Consider the following 18,014-nt stretch of genomic DNA (forward strand, 5'->3'; position numbering starts at 1 on the left):
CTACAAAAGCCCTTCGATGGGCAGCCAGCTCAGCACCCGCACCATGAAGCGTTGCCACCAACTGGTGCCGGGGTCCGCACTGAAGACCTGGGTTTCATGGGGCGGCTGCGGATTCTGGCCCGTCCAGCTCAGCCTGCCCTGTGCGTCCAGTTGCACCTTGTAGGCCATGCGCGGCAGATGCTGATCCAGGCTGGTGCTGACCTGCTGGCTCAGGGCCGGGTCTTTGATGACCACGCCCATTTCGGTATTGAGCATGGCCGAGCGCGGATCGAAGTTGAAGGAGCCGACAAAGAGCTGCTGGCCGTCCACCGCGAAGGTCTTGGCATGCAGGCTGGCGCCCGAGCTGCCCGTGGTGGCAGAGCTGCCGCTCAGTGCGGCAGGTGACGGGGCTTCGCGCTTGGGCGTCTTTTCGGCAGGCTCGCTCCTTGGCGTCCTGTCCGGCCCGCTGGCTGCGGGCTGGCTGCGCAGATCGATCTGGCGGCGCATCTCGTAGAGTTCCACGCCCATTTTCAGCAGCGGCTTGCGGTATTTCTCGTAGCCTGCGTGCACTACGGCCACATCGGTGGCCTCCAGACTGTTGGTCAGAATGCGCACCCGCACGCCTTGCTGGCGCAGCAGTCCAAAGGCGTCGACTCCGGCCCGGGTGGGCACGAAATAGGGCGATACCACTTCCAGCAACTGCTGCGGCTTGCCAATCACCGGCTGGAGCTGGGACAGCAGCAAGTCCTCGGGCGCGGCTTCGCGCAGGACCTTGGCCGGCTCGTCGCTGACCAGGGTGGTCTCGGCCCATTGCAGCGGCAGTCGACCCGCCAGCAAGTCGGTGCTGAAGCGGCTGCGGCCCACGGCCTGCACATAGGCCTGGGATTCCGGGCGGTTCACATCGGCGTGCAGGCCTGCATAGACCTTGTCCACGGCCTGCTGCGGCATGGCGGGCAGCAGGCTGGCTGCCGGGTAGGCCGAGGGGCTGTTCCAGTAGCGGTCGAATTCCGCTGCCACCTCGCTCACCACCGAGCCTGTGGCCACCACATCGAGGTCGGCGAACAGCACGCCATCGGAGGCGGCAAAGTACTCGTCGCCGATATTGCGTCCGCCCACGATGGTGGCGGCGGAGTCGGCGGTGTAGCTCTTGTTGTGCATGCGCCGCTGGGTGCGCGCGAAGTCCGTCACATAGCCGATCACCTTGGGTGTGCGCAAAGCGAAGGGGTTGAACAGCCTCACCTCGATCTGCGGATGCTGGTCCAGGGCGGCCAGCATGGCGTCCATGCCGCCGGTGCCGCCATCGTCAAGCAGCAGGCGCACGCGCACGCCTCGGTCTGCCGCGAGCAGCAGTTCATCGAGCAGCAAATGGCCTGTGGTGTCGTTGCGCCAGATGTAGTACTGCACATCGAGGGTGCGCTGCGCGGCTCGGGCCAGCAGGGCGCGGGCCGCATAGGCGTCATGGGCATCGGCCAGCATGTAAATGCCGCTTTGCCCCGGATGTGCCTGCTGCAGCGGCTCCAGAGCCTGGCCGAGCCGGGTTTGCAAGGCCTGTTCGGCACTCAGCGCCTGTGTGGCAGTGCGATCCGGCATGGGCGGCAGGCCGCAGCCTGCGAGCAATCCCGCAATCAGCAGGGTTGCCGCCGTACCGCGCCACAGGGGAATTTCGGGTCTCGAGGCCTGTGTGTTTTGCATGACCCGAGTATGCCGCAGCGCATCAGGCGATCTTCACAGGGCCGGGGCGGCGATCTTCCACCACAAAGCGTGCCAGCGTATAGAGACTGCTGTCGGCCTGGAGCGGGTTGCTCACGGCGCGCAGCTCCGTGCTCATGGACTGTGGCGTGATCTCCACGAGGCTGTAGCCGCGCTCCTCGCAGCGTGCGAAAACCACCTGGGGGTTGTGGGCCACGATGGCATCGACCCTGGCCTGTGTCGTGCCGCTGTGCGAGCTGATGGAGGTGCCGCAGAATTCGCTGGCAACCACCGGATTGGCCTTGTCCGGAGCCTGGTCGGCCTGGGCTGCAATGGCGCAGACATAGTTCTGGTGAATGTCTCCGCCGAGCAGCACGCTGTTGCGTGGCTGGCTCTCGGCAATCTGGCGCACCAGGCGCTGGCGGGCCTGAGGGTAGCCGTCCCAGCTGTCGGTCGACTGCCGGCCATTGGGATGCTTGCGGGCCGCGAACAAGGTGGTCTGCACCACGGTGCTCCAGCGGGTGGCCTCGGCTCTCTGGCGAGCATCATCCTGCAACTGCCGGGCCAGCCAGCGCTCCTGATCCCAGCCCAGGAAGCTGCGTGCCGGATCTTGCAGGGCAGGGCATTCGGCCGGATCCACGGTGCCGGTGCTGGCCTTGCCCTCGGGGCGGCAGGCCTGCAGATCGCGATACTGGCGGCCGTCCAGCAGATGCAGCCTGGCCAGCTTGCCCCACTGCAGACTGCGGTACAGCGCCAGGCCTTGAAAGTTGCGCTGCAATGCGCCGTCACGCAGCGGCATGTTTTCGTAAAAAGCCTGCCAGGCCGCCATGCGTCTTGCTAAAAAGTGAGCGCTGTCCCCACGTCCGTACTGGGCCACATAGTCGTTCTCAACCTCGTGATCGTCCCAGATGACCGACCAGTTGCACACGGCATGGGCGGCCTGCAGGTGGGGGTCGCTCTTGTGCAGTGCATAGCGGTCGCGGTAGTCCTGCAAGGTCTGGGCGGTACGCAGCGGCTGCGCACGCGCCAGTCCATCGGGCTTGGCTGGTTGCGCATATTCATAGATGTAGTCGCCGAGAAACAGCACCAGATCGGGCGAGGCCTGGGCGGCATCGGCCCAGGCGCTGTAGAAGCCATGCTCCCAGCGCTGGCAGGAGGCCACGGCCAGGCGCAGCTTGCGCACATCGGCTCCAGCCGCCGGGGCGGTGCGGCAGCGTGCGGTGGTGCTGAAGGCGTCGCCACAGCGGAAGCGGTAGAAATACCAGCGGTCAGGGCTGAGGCCGTTGACCTGCACATGGACGGCATGACCCCATTCGGCCCTGGCCTGGATCTGCCCATGGGCCACGGCCTGGCGGAACTGGGCATCATGGGCCACTTCCCAATGCACGGGCTGTGCTGCCAGGTCTGGCGCGGCCGCTGTGCCCAGATAGTCCAGAGGCGCTGTCAGCCGCGTCCAGATCAGGATGTTGTCGGGCTCCGGATCGCCACTGGCCACCCCCAGGGTGAACGGGTTGTGGGCCAGCGATTCCGTGGCACGGGCCCAGGCTGGCAGGGCGCCCACGGCCGTGGCAAGGCTGGAGGCAATCAGAAAGCGCCGGCGCTCCGGGGCGGGCGTGTAGAGACGAGAAAACATGGCGATGCTGTGGTGTGGGGTTTTGTAGCCAGTGGCTGGAAGTATCTCCCCGACTCCACAGGCATCGCCGCGGTTTACCGCAGCTTTACGCGTTGACCAGCACCAGCTTGCCCTGTACCTGGCGCGAGCCCATGCGCTCGTAGGCGGCGAAGAGCTCGCTCATGGGCATGGTGCGGTCGATCACGGGCTTGATCCTGCCTTGGGCCCACCATTGAGACAGCTCCTGCATCATGGCTGCATTGTTCTGAGGCTCGCGCTTGGCGAAGTCGCCCCAGAACACGCCGACCAGGGAAGCGCCCTTGAGCAAAGGCAGGTTCAGCGGCAGCGAGGGGATGGGGCCGGAGGCAAAGCCGATGATCAGATAGCGGCCGCGCCAGGCAATGGAGCGGAAGGCAGGCTCGGCGAACTCGCCGCCCACGGGATCGTAGATCACGTCGGGACCCTTGCCGTCGGTCGCGGCCTTGATGGCTTCCCGCAGATCGCCCTGGCTGTAGTTGATGGTGAGGTCCGCACCTTGCGCCTTGCACAGCGCGCATTTGTCGTCGGTGGAGGCCGCTGCAATCACCCGTGCACCGGCCGCCTTGGCAATCTGTATGGCTGCCGTGCCAACGCCGCCCGCGGCGCCCAGCACGAGCACGGTCTCGCCGGCCTTGAGCTGGCCGCGGTCGATCAGCGCATGGTGGGAGGTGGCATAGGTCATGATGAAGGCGGCGGCATCGACAAAGGGGAAGTCGACCGGAAGCGGCATGCACATGGCGGCAGGTGCCAGCGTATGCGTGGCGAACCCGCCCGTGCCCGAAAGACAGGCCACATGCTGGCCCACCTTGAGATGTTTGACGCCTTCGCCCACGGCCTGCACCACGCCGGCGTATTCCGAGCCCGGCACAAAGGGCAGGGCCGGCTTGATCTGGTATTTGTTCTGCACGATCAGCAGATCGGGAAAATTCAGGCTGGCAGCCTTGACTTCCAGCAGCACCTGGCCGGGACCGGGCTGCGGTGTGGGCTGTTCGGTCCATTTCAGGGTCTCGACGCCGGTGGGGGTGGTGCAAAGCCATGCGTGCATATCTTGTCTCCTGATCTTCTTGAGGTGAGATTGGGGGGAATCGGCTTGCAGATGATAGAAGTGTGGTACGAATGCCGCGTGTCTCTGTCGTGACCCTGGAGCCGCCTACAATCCGCCTCATCCATGAAGATTCTTATTTGCAATGACGACGGCTTCCAGGCCCCAGGCATCGTGGCTTTGCACGATGCGCTGCGCACCGTGGCAGACGTCGAAGTGGTGGCGCCCGAGCACAACAACAGCGCCAAGTCCAATGCGTTGACGCTGAACGCGCCGCTGTATGTGCACCAGGCCTATAACGGCTTTCGCTACGTGAACGGCACGCCCGCAGACTGCGTGCATATCGCGCTGACCGGCTTGCTGGGCTACCGGCCTGATCTGGTCGTCTCTGGCATCAACAACGGCGCCAATATGGGCGACGACACGATTTACTCGGGCACCGTGGGAGCGGCCATGGAAGGCTATCTGTTCGGCATTCCGTCGATTGCCTTCTCGCAGGTGGACAAGGGCTGGGCACAGCTCGAGGCGGCGGCTGCCACGGCGCGTCAGATGGTCCAGGAGATGCAGTCCCAGCAACTGATTGGTGTCCTGCCATGGCTGCTCAATGTGAACATCCCCAATATGCCGCTCGATGCACTCAAAAGCGTCAAGCTGTGCCGCCTGGGGCGCCGCCATGCGGCCGAGCAGGCCATTCGGCAGCAAAGCCCGCGCGGCGAGACCATGTACTGGATCGGCAGCGCCGGCGCTGCCAAGGATGATTCCGAAGGCACGGATTTTCATGCCACGGCCCATGGCCATGTGTCCATGACGCCGCTCAAGGTCGATCTGACCGATCATGAAAACCTGGGCTATTGGGCGCAGACAGCCAGCAAGCTGGCAGGCTCGTCCACCACACCGACGGCGGCATCGTGAGCGAGCGTCGTCCGCCTCAGGTGCCGGGCTGGATTGCACGTTCCGTGCAGACGGGTGCCAGCGCGGCGCGGCCGCCTGTTGCTCCCAAGCCCCTCAATCCCTTGCGTGTGGCCGCTTCGCCCGTGGGGGTGGGTCTGGATTCCTCCACGGTGCGCTCCCGCATGGCACAGCGCATCGGTGCGGCCGGCGTCAGCAACCCCGCCGTGCTGCAGGCCATGGCCACGGTGGAGCGCCATCGCTTTGTCGACAGTGCTCTGGTCAACCAGGCCTATGAAGACACCAGCCTGCCTATCGGCCTGGGGCAGACCATCTCCAAGCCCAGCATCGTGGCCCGCATGATCGAGCTGCTGCTCGACTCCGACGCGGCCCGCAACGGACAAGGTCGCGTGCTGGAGATCGGCACCGGTTGCGGCTATCAGGCCGCCGTGCTGTCCATGCTCACCAAAGAGGTTTATTCGATAGAGCGGCTGCGTGGCCTGCACGAGAAGGCGCGCAGCCATCTGCGTCCCATGCGCCTGTCCAATGTGCATCTGATCCTCGGTGACGGCATGGTGGGTTTTGCCAGTGGCGCGCCCTATGCGGGCATCATCTCCGCTGCCGGCGGCGATGTGGTGCCGCAGGAGTGGTGCGATCAGCTGGCAGTGGGCGGACGTCTGGTGGCTCCGGTCGTGGTTGGCGCGGGTAAGCAGGCACTGTTGGTGATTGACAAGAGTTCACACGGTTTTACGCAGACAGTTTTGGAAGCAGTCAACTTTGTCCCTCTAAAATCGGGGATCGCCTAGAAGGGAATAGCTTATGTTGGTATCGCGAAGTCTTGGTGCATGGGGAACGGCTGTGCTGGCAGGTGTCATCCTGGCCGGTTGTGCTGCCCAGGCAAACAGGGCTCCTGTGGAGGATCGCGGACAGTCGGCCTCCTCGTCTTCAACTGTGGACGTCAAGTCGCTGCCCGGCGCTGAAAATGCCGGCAAACCCGGTTACTACACCATCAAGCCTGGCGACACTCTGATCAGGATTGGTCTGGAGCACGGCCAGAGCTGGAAGGACATTGCTCGCTGGAGCAATCTGGACAATCCCAACGTGATCGAAGTCGGCCAGGTGGTGCGCGTGGTGCCGCCAGGACGTGACACGCCCGCCGCATCGTCCGGCTCGGGCCGCGGTGTCGCGCCCGTTGTCGTGGGTGGTGGCAGCGCCGCGACGACTGCACCCGTGACTGCCCCGGCGGCGACCGCAACGCCCGTGCCTGCTACACCGCCCACACCTGCAACCAGCCCTGCGCCTGTTGCCAAGGGAGCCGATGATGTGAACTTCATCTGGCCCGCCAGCGGCTCGCTGATTGCCGGCTTTGACGAGCAGCGCAACAAGGGCTACGACATCAGCGGCAAGGCCGGAGATCCCGTGCTGGCTGCGGCCGATGGTCGTGTGGTGTATGCCGGTGCCGGCCTGCGTGGCTATGGCAACCTCATCATCCTCAAGCACAACAACACCTATCTGACCGCTTACGCCCACAACCAGTCGCTGCTGGTCAAGGAAGATCAGGCCGTGAAGAAGGGTCAGAAGATCGCCGAGATGGGCAGCACCGATGCCGATCGTGTCAAGCTGCACTTCGAGGTGCGTCGCCAGGGCAAGCCTGTCGATCCCTCGCGCTATCTGCCCTCGCGTTGAGCATGGCCTCGCAACGCAAGCAAGCCGCACAAGCCCCTGCCCCGCAGGGGCTTGTGCCTTCTGACGCGGTCGAGCAGAGCTGGGACGAGGCAGCCGAAGACGGCATTGCCTCAGCCGAGGTCGAGAACCGCGAACTCACGGTCGCCGCCGAGCATCATGGCCAGCGTGTGGACAAGGTGCTGGCGCTGGGGGTGTCCGAGTTTTCGCGCAGCTATCTGCAGCAGTTGCTGGCCGATGGTGCGGTCACGCTCAACGGCAAGGTTCTGCTCAAGCCCTCGGTCAAGGTGGCCGTGGGCGACCGCCTGCGCGTGGAAATGCGGCCCACCCAGCAGAGCATGGCCTTTCAGCCCGAGGCCATGGATCTGCAGGTGGTCTATGAGGACGAGGATCTGCTGGTCATCAACAAGCCTGCGGGTCTGGTGGTGCATCCGGCGCCCGGCAACTGGACCGGCACACTGCTCAACGGCCTGCTGGCGCGTGACGAGAAAGCGCGTCAGGTGCCGCGTGCCGGCATTGTTCACCGGCTGGACAAGGACACCAGCGGCTTGATGGTGGTGGCGCGCAATCGCAGCACCATGGATGCGCTCATCAAGATGATCGCTGCACGTGAGGTGAGCCGCCAGTATCTGGCGCTTGCCCACAAGCAATGGGGCAGCCGCAAGCGCCGCGAGGTCGATGCGCCGATCGGCCGCGATCCGCGCAACCGCCTGCGCATGGCGGTGGTGGACCTGAATCTGCACCCTGGCAAGCAGGCGCGTACCGATTTCGATCTGCTCGATGGCGATGCCGCGCACAGCCTGGTGCGCTGCACGTTGCACACCGGTCGCACGCACCAGATCCGGGTGCATATGGCTTCGCTAGGCCATCCGCTGATTGCCGATACGCTGTATGGTGGTCAGCCCGAGGGCGGGCTGGAGCGCCAGGCGCTGCATGCCTTCAGACTGGCCTTCGAGCACCCTGTGACGAAAAAGCCGCTGGTCCACCATGCACCGCTGCCACAAGACATGGCCGGTGCACTGGATTTATGGGGTCTGCGTTACAATCTGCCGGAAAGCCTCTGACCATCACTCGCATGGCATCTTTGGGGCGCTTCCCTCTCTTCTTAGAATCAGGCGTCCCACCGCAGTCGGTGCGACAGCCGCTCCCGAAACGCTGCGCCCATGAATACGGTAGATGCCAAGCGGGTTCTTGAAACAGCATTGATTTGTGCCCCACAGCCTGTGACGCTGCGGGAATTGCGCTCACTTTTTGATGATGTGCTGGGCTCGGACACGGTGAAGGATTTGCTGCTGGACCTGCAAAAGGACTGGGCCCTCAAGGGCGTGGAACTGGTGCAGGTGGCTTCTGGCTGGCGTTTTCAGAGCCGGCCCGAAATGCGCGTCTACCTGGACAAGCTTCACCCCGAGAAGCCGCCCAAGTACACGCGGGCGACGCTGGAGACGCTGGCCATCATTGCCTACCGTCAGCCGGTCACGCGGGGTGATATCGAGGATATTCGCGGCGTTACCGTGAACAGCCTGATCATCAAGCAGCTGGAAGACCGGGGCTGGATCGAGGTCATCGGCCACCGTGAAACCGTGGGGCGGCCCGCGCTGTTCGCCACCACGCGCCAGTTTCTCGATGATCTGGGTCTGCAGTCGCTGGATCAGCTGCCCATGCTGGAGGAAACCCAGGCCCAGCAAAGCCTGTTCAAGGCGCTGGATGGGGATGAGGGTGAACCAGCCGCGGTGCCGGAGGCCGGTGCCGAGGAGGCCAAGCTCCAGGAGGGCGTGGAGGCCGCAGAGCCGGCAGACGCGGTGACAGAGTCCGATGCGGCGGAGAGTGAGATCCTGCGTGCCCCGGATGAGGAGGATGGTGCGCAGGAGCTGCCGGATACCGATGTCGACCCCGTGGCGCAAGCGCCTGCAGCGCTTGTGTCGGAGCTTCAGCCCGAGGCTGATGCACCGGAGTTGGAGTCATATCCGGAGCAAACGCAGGTTGGTATTGCGCAAGCTGCTACTGAAGAGATAGCGACTGAGTTGCCGGATTCGGAGCCAGGGCCGACCGAGGAGCCGCCGTCCGTGAGCAAGCCCAAGGCGGCCAGGCCCGCAAGGACTGCCAAGGCGGCAGAGCCGGAGCCCAAACCGGCGGCCAAGAAAGCCGGACGTACCGAGTGGGTGGGCCTGAAGGCGTTTCTCGAGGATGACTACGGCAGCGACGACGACGAGGCCGAGGACGCAAAGACGAAAGCGCGGGCCGACGATGCTGTCGGGTCGGCAGAACAACGAATTGTGGAGGGTGACGATGGCGTCATCCCCGAAGGAAAACTGGAATGAACAACGAGACATCGAACCCGATGCCCGAGTCCGCAGCCGCTTCGCCCGAAGCCGAGCCGGTCAAGAAGACTCGCAAGCCCCGCGCAGCCAAGGCCGATGGTGCCAAGGATGCCGCCGAGGCCAAGAAGCCAGCTGCACCGCGCAAGCGTGCCGGCGTCAAAAAGGACGCTGCTGCCGAGGCCAAGCCAGCGCGCAAGCGTGTGACCAAGCCGCGTGCCGAAGAAGCCGTGGCCGTCGAGGAGCTGGTTCAGCCCGTGGCCGAGCAGGAGGCGCAGTCCCGGGACTATGACCATGACGCAGCAGATGCCGTCGTTGCCGAAGTGGCTGTGGAGAGCGTTGCAACTCCTCATGGGTCCAAGGGGCGCAAGGGTCAGAACATCGACTTTGCCGATGTGATCTCGGGCGACTTCGACGACGAGGAAGAGAACGGCAGCGCCATGCCCGCCAAGCGCGTGCTTGCGCCCCAGGTTGATTCCCCCAAGCTCCACAAGGTGCTGGCCCAGGCCGGCATGGGTTCGCGCCTGGAGATGGAACAGCTGATCCTGGAAGGGCGCATCTCGGTCAACAACGAGCCTGCCCATGTCGGCCAGCGCATTCAGTTCGGCGATATCGTCAAGGTCAATGGCCAGCCCATTCGCTTCCGTATCGACCCGCCTCCCGCACGCGTGATTGCCTATCACAAGCCCGTGGGCGAAGTGGTGACGCATGACGATCCGCAGAACCGCCCCACGGTGTTCCGCAAGCTGCCCAAGCTGCAGCATGGCAAGTGGCAGTCGGTGGGGCGCCTGGACCTGAACACCGAAGGTCTGCTGCTGTTCACCAGCTCGGGAGAGCTGGCGAACTCGCTGATGCACCCCCGCTTCGGCCTGGAGCGTGAATACGCGGCCCGCGTGCTGGGCGCGCTGAGCAAGGAAGAAAAGCAGCGTCTGCTGGACGGCGTGCAGCTCGAGGACGGCGAAGCCAGCTTTGGTGCCGTGGAAGATGGCGGCGGCGAAGGTGCCAACTGCTGGTACCGCGTGACCATCTCCGAAGGTCGCAACCGCGAAGTGCGTCGCATGTTCGAGGCCGTGGGCCATGCCGTCAGCCGTCTGATCCGCATTCGCTATGGCGCCATGATGCTGCCGCGCGGTCTCAAGCGCGGCGCCTGGGTGGAGCTCGATCAGGCCGATATCCAGGCGCTGATGTCGGCAGCCGGCGTCAAGGAGCGTGCTCCCGTCGAGCGCAACAACAGTGGCGCCCGTGGTGCCAACAACCGTGGCGGCCGCAACAGTCGCAGCGGCGGTCGCGGCAATGGCATGAATGCCGATCGCGCACCCCAGGGTCGTCGTGAAGGCGGTGGTCAGCGCCGTGGCGAGTGGGACGGCAATCGTCCGGCACCTAGCGGCATGCTGGGTGACAACCCGCGCAACAAGCCCGGTGGCCGCTCCGGTGGCGCGGGCCGCTCGCAGGGGGGCGGTCAGCCCGACCCCATGCGCACCTCTGTGGGCTATATCGGCAGCGACAGCCTGTCGCGTGCCCGTCAGAACGCCAAGCGTCGCCCTGGTGGCGGCGGTGGTGGTGGCCGCCGCGGCGGCCGCTAAAAAGGCGTCCGTAAGGATTTGAGTGCTGCCTGGACTTCAAGGTCTATGGCGGCACCGCTAAAATCAACTGTTTTGCTTTTTCGGCAAAAACCCATAGTAACCCTGATTAGGAAATAATCATCATGGCTATCGAACGTACCCTCTCCATCATCAAGCCCGACGCAGTTGCCAAGAACGTGATCGGCCAAATCTACGCCCGCTTCGAAGCTGCTGGCCTGAAGATCGTGGCTGCCAAGCTGGTGCACCTGTCGCGTGGCGAAGCCGAGCAGTTCTACGCTGTGCACGCTGCACGTCCTTTCTTCAAGGATCTGGTGGACTTCATGGTCTCCGGCCCCGTGATGATTCAAGCTCTGGAAGGCGAGAACGCCATCCTGAAGAACCGTGAACTGATGGGCGCCACCGACCCCAAGAAGGCCGAGAAGGGCACCATCCGCGCCGACTTCGCCGACAGCATCGACGCCAACGCCGTGCACGGCTCCGACGCTGCTGAAACCGCTGCTGTGGAAGTTGCCTTCTTCTTCCCCGGCATGAACGTGTACTCGCGTTAATCCACGCTAGCTTTACAGCATGCTCTCGCTGACGCCAGCGCTTCGCCTGGGCGAAGCCGGTGTCAGCACTTGAAGATGCTGGCTACGGCGTGGCAAACACCGTTCGCAAGACGCCTCGCCACATGCCGATATGACTACTAATTTGCTTGATTTTGACCTCGAAGGACTGACCGCTTATTGCGAGCAGCTCGGGGAGAAGCGTTTCCGTGCGACGCAGCTGTTCCGCTGGATTCACCAGCGTGGCGCATCCGATTTCGACCAGATGACCGATCTGGCCAAGTCCCTGCGCGAAAAGCTCAAGAGCCGGGCCCACATTACCGCTTTGCCTGTGGTGACCGAGCATGTCTCTGCCGATGGCACCGTGAAGTGGCTGTTCGATGTGGGTGACGGCAATGCCGTCGAATCCGTTTTCATTCCCGAGGACGACCGTGGCACGCTGTGTGTCTCGTCCCAGGCCGGTTGCGCCGTGGGCTGCCGCTTTTGCTCGACGGGGCATCAGGGCTTCAGCCGCAACCTCGATACTGGCGAAATCCTTGCCCAGCTCTGGTATGCCGAGCATTCGCTGCGCAAGCGTTTCGGTACCGAAGATCGCATCATCTCCAACGTGGTGATGATGGGCATGGGCGAGCCGCTGCAGAACTACAGTGCGCTGGTGCCCGCCCTGCGCGTGATGCTGGACGACCATGGCTACGGCCTGTCGCGCCGCCGCGTAACGGTGTCCACCTCCGGCGTGGTGCCCATGATGGACCGCCTGTCGCAGGACTGCGCCGTGGCGCTGGCCGTTTCCCTGCATGCGCCCAACGATCCGCTGCGCGACAACCTGGTGCCGCTGAACAGGAAATACCCGATTGCCGAGCTGCTGGATGCCTGCGAGCGCTATCTGGAGTTTGCACCGCGCGACTTCATCACCTTTGAATATTGCATGCTCGACGGCGTTAATGATCAGCCGGAGCATGCGCGTCAGCTGATAGAGTTGGTGCGCGCGCGCGGCGACGGCAAGAGCTGGTGCAAGTTCAATCTGATTCCATTCAATCCCTTCCCGGCCTCGGGGCTGCTGCGCTCGTCGGCGGCGCGCGTGACCGAATTTGCCGCCATGCTCAGCAATGCCGGCATCGTGACCACGGTGCGCAAGACCCGTGGCGACGATATCGACGCGGCCTGCGGTCAGCTGGCTGGTGACGTCAAGGATAGAACCCGCGCTGCCGAGCGTATGGCCAAGCAGCGCACCATCCCGCTCAAGCAGGTGTCTTGACGGAGCTTTGAATAAAGGACAATCAATGAGGGCAGTGGCACAGCGACCGGTTTGGCGACATTGGGGCTTGTTGGCCCGGTGGGGGGTACCGGTTGCGGTCGCGGCACTTGTGGGCTGTACCTCGACGACGACCACCACCACTTCCTCTACGTCCGTTCCCCAGGCTTCCGTGGTCAGCACGGGCGCAACCCAGGTCGCAGATGCCAATCGCCGTGCGCAGATCCGTCTGGAACTGGCAGCCAACTACTTTCAGGCCGGGCGCCTGGACGTGGCCATGGATGAGGTCGGCCAGGCCTTGGCTGCCAAGCCCGATTACGCCGATGCATACGGTCTGCTGGGCCTGATCCTCATGCAGAACCAGGACTGGGCACAGGCCGAGGTCGCCATGAGCAAGGCCGTGGACCTCAATCCGCGCGACGGCAACCAGATTCACAACTACGGCTGGATGCAATGTCAGCAAAAGCATTTCGATGTAGCCCAGCAATGGTTTGACAGGGCCTTGCAGGCGCCGGGCTATCGCGAGCAGCCCAAGACCCTGCTGGCCAAGGGCATGTGCTACCAGCAGGCAGGCCAGCTGGAGCAGGCCTACCAGAACATGTTCCGCGCCTACGAGATGGACGTGGGCAACGCCGCTACGGGCTACAACCTGGCGAATGTGCTCTGGCTCAAGGGTGATCTGAAAAAAGCGCAGTTCTACATCCGGCGCTTGAATAACAATAGCAATCAGGCCAGCGCAGAAAGCCTCTGGCTGGCAATCAAAATAGACAGGGCATTGCACGACGACATTGGAGCGCGTCAACAGGCCGATCAGCTGCGCGAGCGTTTTCCTCAATCGCGTCAGTGGCTGGCTTATGAGCGCGGAGCTTTCAATGAGTGAGGCTGCGGTGGAAGAGGAAACTATGCAAAGCGAAGAGCAGGCGCCAACTCCGGCACAGACCACGGCGGGGGCCTTGTTGCGTCAGGCGCGGGAAGCGGCCCGCATGCAGCTGCCCGTGATGGCGGCAACATTGAAGGTGCCGCAGCGCAAGCTGGAAGCGCTGGAGGCTGATGACTACGCGGCCTTTCCCGATCATGTGTTCATGCGTGCCCTGGCCATGGGCATGTGCCGGACTTTGCATATCGAGGCCGATCCGGTGCTGGCCCTGCTGCCGCGCACCGAGATCAAAAGCCTGGCCAACACGGGCCCCGGCATCAACGAGGCCGTGAAGGTGCGCAGCAGCTTCAAGGTCACGGGGACATCGCTGGACTCCGGCAACAGCAGCTCGCGCAAGATCGCGGCAGGTGTGTTGATTCTGCTGGCGGCAGCGGCTGCCGTGTACTTTGTTCCCTTTCATCAGGTGATTGACGGCGCCGATACGGCAGACGTCCAGGCCCAGATGCCCGCCCAGGCGGAGTCTGGCGAGGCGGCCGTGATGGGCGCTCCTGTGACGGAGCCCGCGGCCCAGGCCGAGGAGGCTGCGCAAGGCGGATCGGCCGCGACAGCGGCTGCGTCGACCGAGTCCGTGACGGCTGCTGCGACTGCCGGCGTGACGGGCGCGGCTGCCGGGGCCGCCCCTGCCGCTGCGGCCCAGGCAGCCACACCGGCTGCCGAAGCAGCCACGCCCGCATCCGGCGCTGGCGGCCTGCTGGTGCTGAAGGTGAATACCGGCCAGTCCTGGGTCAAGGTCAAGGACGCGGCCGGCAAGGTGGTGCTGGAAAAGACCCTGTCCAAGGATGAATCTGCGACTGCCGAAGGCCAGTTGCCCCTGTCGGTGATTGTGGGCAATGCCAAGGGCACGCAGGTGACGGTTCGTGGCGAACCCTTCGATATCTCGAGCACACGCGACAATGTGGCTCGCTTCGAGGTGAAGTAACCGTTCGAGGTAAACAAGAGTGCAAGATTCTCAAAGTTCGCAGCAGCTCAGCCAGGCGATAGCCATCGCCAGCCCGCTGCCGCGCAAATCTCGCCAGGCCCGTGTGGTGTGGCGCAACAACGTGGTCACCGTGGGGGGCGATGCGCCCGTGCGCGTGCAGTCCATGACCAATACCGACACCGTGGATGCGGTGGAGACTGCCATCCAGGTGCGTCAGCTGGCCCAGGCCGGCTCGGAGATGGTGCGCATCACGGTGAACACGCCCGAGGCGGCGGCAGCCGTGCCCTATATCCGCGAGCAGCTCGATCGCATGGGCGAGTATGTGCCGTTGGTCGGGGACTTCCACTACAACGGCCACCGTCTGCTGACCGACTACCCCGACTGCGCCCAGGCGCTGTCCAAGTACCGCATCAACCCCGGCAACGTGGGCAAGGGCGACAAGAAGGACAAGCAGTTCGGTCAGATGATCGAGATTGCGGCCAAATACGACAAGGCCGTGCGCATCGGCGTGAACTGGGGCTCGCTGGACCAGGAAATCATGGCCGATCTGATGGATCAGAACAGCCGTCGCGAGAGGCCCTGGGAGACGCGCCAGGTCATGTACGAGGCGCTGATCACCTCGGCCATCAGCTCGGCCGAGCTGGCCAGGAATATCGGCCTGAACCCCGACAACATCATCCTGTCCTGCAAGGTCAGCGGTGTGCAGGATCTGATCTCGGTCTATCGCGAGCTGGCGCGCCGCTGCGACTATGCGCTGCATCTGGGCCTGACCGAGGCCGGCATGGGCACCAAGGGCACGGTGGCATCCACCGCTGCGCTGTCGGTGCTGCTGCAGGAGGGCATTGGCGACACGATTCGCGTCTCGCTCACGCCCCAGCCCGGTGAAGCACGCACGCAGGAAGTCGTGGTGGCCTCCGAAATTCTGCAGGCCCTGGGTCTGCGCGTGTTCGTGCCCAGCGTCACTGCCTGCCCGGGCTGCGGCCGCACCACCAGCACCACCTTCCAGGAGCTGGCCAAGAAGATCGACGATTTCCTGCGTGGCGAAATGCCGGTCTGGCGTACCCAGTTCCCCGGCGTGGAAGCCATGAAGGTGGCCGTGATGGGTTGCATCGTCAACGGCCCCGGCGAGAGCAAGCATGCCGATATCGGCATCAGCCTGCCCGGCAATGGCGAAGCGCCTGCGGCGCCGGTGTTCATCGACGGCGAGAAAGCCTTGACGCTGCGCGGCGAACATATCGCCGAGGAGTTCCAGACCCTGGTGCTGGAATATGTGCAGCGCCGCTACGGGCAGAAGGCCTGAGCGGCTCAGGCGCTCGCAGCGTCCCGTCATGCGGGTGGTGATTGCGCTTGCTGGCACAATGCCGGCGAGCCGGTACTTTGGAATTGATAGCTGCTTGCGCACTATCTATATGGATTTGAATTAGGTTTCTAGTTAAAAGGCATAGTTGCCAAGCGCAATTTGCTCTTGTTTTGCTAGTAGCCCAAGTGTGAGACTTCACGTGGCCAAGAACGAAAAACTGACTGCCGTCAAAGGCATGAACGACATCCTCCCTCCCGACTCGGCGCGCTGGGAATGGTTTGAAGCCAAGGTGCGCGATCTGATGGGGCGCTTTGCCTATCGCAATATCCGCACTCCCATCGTCGAGCCCACGGCCTTGTTTGTGCGCGGCCTGGGCGAGGTGACCGATATCGTCGAGAAGGAGATGTACTCCTTCGAAGACAAGCTCAACGGCGAGCACCTGACCCTGCGCCCCGAAGGCACGGCCGGCGTGGTGCGCTCGGTGGTGGAAAACAATCTGCTCTACGAAGGCGGCAAGCGCCTGTTCTACATCGGGCAGATGTTCCGCCACGAACGTCCCCAGCGCGGCCGCTATCGCCAGTTCCATCAGGTCGGTGTGGAAGCCATGGGCTTTGCCGGCCCCGAGCTGGATGCCGAGGTGATTCTGCTGGCTGCGCAGCTGTGGAAGGAGCTGGGCATCGATGGCGTGCGCCTGGAGCTCAACAGCCTGGGCCAGCCCGAGGAACGCAAGGCGCATCGCGCGGCCCTGATCGCCTACTTCGAGCAGCACACCGAGGTGATGGACGAGGAGGCCAAGCGCCGCATGTACAGCAATCCGCTGCGCGTGTTGGATACCAAGAATCCGGCCATGCAGGACATGGTCAACGCAGCGCCCAAGCTGATGGACTATCTCGGGGATGCCTCCAAGGCGCATCTGAAGGCCGTGCAGGAGATTCTGGATGCCAACGGTGTGGCATGGAGCCTGAACCCGCGCCTGGTGCGCGGCATGGACTACTACAACCTCACGGTGTTCGAGTTCATTACCGACAAGCTGGGCTCGCAAGGCACCATCTGCGGCGGCGGTCGCTACGACTACCTGATCGAGGAAATCGGCGGCAAGCCCGCACCGGCCGTGGGCTGGGGCATGGGTGTCGAGCGCGTGCTCGAAGTGCTCAAGGAGGTGGGTGCCGAGATTCCTCAGCCCGCAGCCGATGTCTACGCCATCATTCCCGATGCTTCGGCACTGCCCCAGGTCTTCAAGACCGTGCAGCAGCTGCGCGCCGCCGGTGTGGCGGTGCAGATGCACGCAGCCGCAGGCGGATCTGCCGAAGGCATGGGCTCGATGAAGTCCCAGTTCAAGAAGGCCGATGGCTCGGGTGCGCGCTTCGCCCTGATCTTCGGCGCTGACGAGCTGGCACAGGGCAAGGTGACCGTGAAGTCGCTGCGCGACGGCGAAGGCCAGCAGCTGCAGCAGGCTCTGGCGGACGTGGCCCTGTGGGCCGGCAGCCTAAAATCGGCGGTTTGATTTTCCGCTTCTCGTTTTCTGACCAGCGTTCCACTCAATCTAAGTAGCCATGGCAAACCATCTCGATCTTGAAGAACAAGAGCAAATTGAGCAGCTCAAGCATTTCTGGAATTCCTGGGGGACTCTGATCACCAGCGTGCTGGTCGTGGTCTTTCTCGGACTGGCTGGCTGGAACGGCTGGCAGTACTGGCAAAAGCGTCAGGCGACTCAGGCCTCGGCCCTGGAGTTCGCGGTGGACGAAGCCCTGACGGCCAAGGATGCGGCCCGAGCCGACCAGGCTTTCGGCGAGCTGCGTGACAAGTACGCAGGCACTGCGCAGGCTGCCCAGACGGCTTTGCTGATGGCCAAGGCCTCGGTGGATGCCGGCAAGTTCGATGACGCCAAGGCGCAACTGAGCTGGGTGGCGGAGAAGGGCGATGAAGGCTTCAAGGCCCTGGCCCGCATTCGCCTGTCTTCGGTGCTGGAGCAGCAAAAAAGCTATGACGAAGGCCTGAAGGTGCTGGAAGCGTCCATGCCCGAGTCCTACGCCGGTCTGCAGGCCGACCGCCGCGGCGATCTGTATGGCGCGCTGGGCAAGCCGGCTGAGGCGATTGCCCAGTACCAGGCGGCCTACAAGGCACTGGACAAGGATCTGGACTACCGCCACCTGGTGGAGTTCAAGCTGAACGCGCTGGGTGCGGCTCCTGAAACCGCAACCCTGGTCAAGACAACGCCGTCGGAGAAATAA

General features: G+C 63.9%; 16 protein-coding genes. 13 read left to right on the top strand and 3 right to left on the bottom strand.

Annotated features, from left to right (window positions below; all coding sequences use genetic code 11):
• From FSY59_RS22515 to FSY59_RS22525, 3 genes are all read right to left on the bottom strand, one after another.
• Positions 1 to 1,671: a phospholipase D family protein gene (locus tag FSY59_RS22515; RefSeq protein WP_148729724.1), complete on the bottom strand. Its 1,671-nt coding sequence runs from the start codon at positions 1,669 to 1,671 to the stop codon at positions 1 to 3.
• Positions 1,672 to 1,693: 22 nt separating this feature from the next.
• Complete coding sequence (locus FSY59_RS22520; RefSeq protein ID WP_148729725.1) at positions 1,694 to 3,301, bottom strand: alkaline phosphatase; 1,608 nt, start codon at positions 3,299 to 3,301, stop codon at positions 1,694 to 1,696.
• Positions 3,302 to 3,386: 85 nt separating this feature from the next.
• Positions 3,387 to 4,364, bottom strand: a complete 978-nt coding sequence (locus FSY59_RS22525) for an NADPH:quinone oxidoreductase family protein (RefSeq protein WP_003053302.1) — start codon at positions 4,362 to 4,364, stop codon at positions 3,387 to 3,389.
• A gap of 123 nt (positions 4,365 to 4,487) precedes the next feature.
• Between FSY59_RS22525 and surE the strand changes: the two genes are divergently transcribed.
• The 13 genes from surE to FSY59_RS22590 all read left to right on the top strand — a co-directional run bounded on the left by surE (position 4,488) and on the right by FSY59_RS22590 (position 18,014).
• Positions 4,488 to 5,273, top strand: coding sequence for a 5'/3'-nucleotidase SurE (gene surE, locus FSY59_RS22530; RefSeq protein ID WP_148729726.1), 786 nt, complete (start codon positions 4,488 to 4,490; stop codon positions 5,271 to 5,273).
• A complete protein-coding gene (locus tag FSY59_RS22535; protein WP_003053306.1) occupies positions 5,270 to 6,055 on the top strand; it encodes a protein-L-isoaspartate(D-aspartate) O-methyltransferase in 786 nt (261 codons plus the stop codon). Before surE ends, FSY59_RS22535 begins: the two co-directional genes overlap by 4 nt.
• Before the next feature lie 13 nt (positions 6,056 to 6,068).
• The gene (locus FSY59_RS22540) at positions 6,069 to 6,935 is read left to right on the top strand and encodes a peptidoglycan DD-metalloendopeptidase family protein (protein WP_148729727.1); all 867 of its coding nucleotides are present in this window, start codon (positions 6,069 to 6,071) and stop codon (positions 6,933 to 6,935) included.
• A gap of 2 nt (positions 6,936 to 6,937) precedes the next feature.
• Positions 6,938 to 7,996 (top strand): RluA family pseudouridine synthase, encoded by a 1,059-nt coding sequence (locus tag FSY59_RS22545; protein ID WP_148729728.1) that lies wholly within the window; start codon positions 6,938 to 6,940, stop codon positions 7,994 to 7,996.
• Positions 7,997 to 8,095: 99 nt separating this feature from the next.
• Complete coding sequence (scpB, locus tag FSY59_RS22550; RefSeq protein ID WP_148729729.1) at positions 8,096 to 9,250, top strand: SMC-Scp complex subunit ScpB; 1,155 nt, start codon at positions 8,096 to 8,098, stop codon at positions 9,248 to 9,250.
• Entirely contained in the window at positions 9,247 to 10,830 is a 1,584-nt protein-coding gene (locus tag FSY59_RS22555) for a pseudouridine synthase (protein WP_148729730.1), read from the top strand. The genes scpB and FSY59_RS22555 overlap by 4 nt, the downstream gene beginning before the upstream one ends.
• A 122-nt stretch (positions 10,831 to 10,952) precedes the next feature.
• On the top strand, positions 10,953 to 11,378 hold the full coding sequence (gene ndk, locus FSY59_RS22560) for a nucleoside-diphosphate kinase (protein ID WP_003053316.1): 426 nt from the start codon (positions 10,953 to 10,955) through the stop codon (positions 11,376 to 11,378).
• A 130-nt stretch (positions 11,379 to 11,508) separates the two neighbouring features.
• Complete coding sequence (gene rlmN, locus FSY59_RS22565; RefSeq protein ID WP_043374006.1) at positions 11,509 to 12,630, top strand: 23S rRNA (adenine(2503)-C(2))-methyltransferase RlmN; 1,122 nt, start codon at positions 11,509 to 11,511, stop codon at positions 12,628 to 12,630.
• 25 nt (positions 12,631 to 12,655) lie between these two features.
• Positions 12,656 to 13,507: a type IV pilus biogenesis/stability protein PilW gene (gene pilW, locus FSY59_RS22570; RefSeq protein ID WP_370458242.1), complete on the top strand. Its 852-nt coding sequence runs from the start codon at positions 12,656 to 12,658 to the stop codon at positions 13,505 to 13,507.
• Entirely contained in the window at positions 13,500 to 14,483 is a 984-nt protein-coding gene (locus FSY59_RS22575; protein WP_043374004.1) for a helix-turn-helix domain-containing protein, read from the top strand. The genes pilW and FSY59_RS22575 overlap by 8 nt, the downstream gene beginning before the upstream one ends.
• Positions 14,484 to 14,502: 19 nt before the next feature.
• A complete protein-coding gene (ispG, locus tag FSY59_RS22580) occupies positions 14,503 to 15,783 on the top strand; it encodes a flavodoxin-dependent (E)-4-hydroxy-3-methylbut-2-enyl-diphosphate synthase (RefSeq protein WP_003053320.1) in 1,281 nt (426 codons plus the stop codon).
• 235 nt (positions 15,784 to 16,018) lie between these two features.
• Positions 16,019 to 17,287, top strand: a complete 1,269-nt coding sequence (hisS, locus tag FSY59_RS22585) for a histidine--tRNA ligase (protein WP_216594959.1) — start codon at positions 16,019 to 16,021, stop codon at positions 17,285 to 17,287.
• A gap of 49 nt (positions 17,288 to 17,336) precedes the next feature.
• The gene (locus FSY59_RS22590) at positions 17,337 to 18,014 is read left to right on the top strand and encodes a tetratricopeptide repeat protein (protein ID WP_003053322.1); all 678 of its coding nucleotides are present in this window, start codon (positions 17,337 to 17,339) and stop codon (positions 18,012 to 18,014) included.

It is taken from the genome of Comamonas sp. Z3, assembly GCF_008121565.1.
Lineage (GTDB): Bacteria > Pseudomonadota > Gammaproteobacteria > Burkholderiales > Burkholderiaceae_C > Comamonas > Comamonas brasiliensis.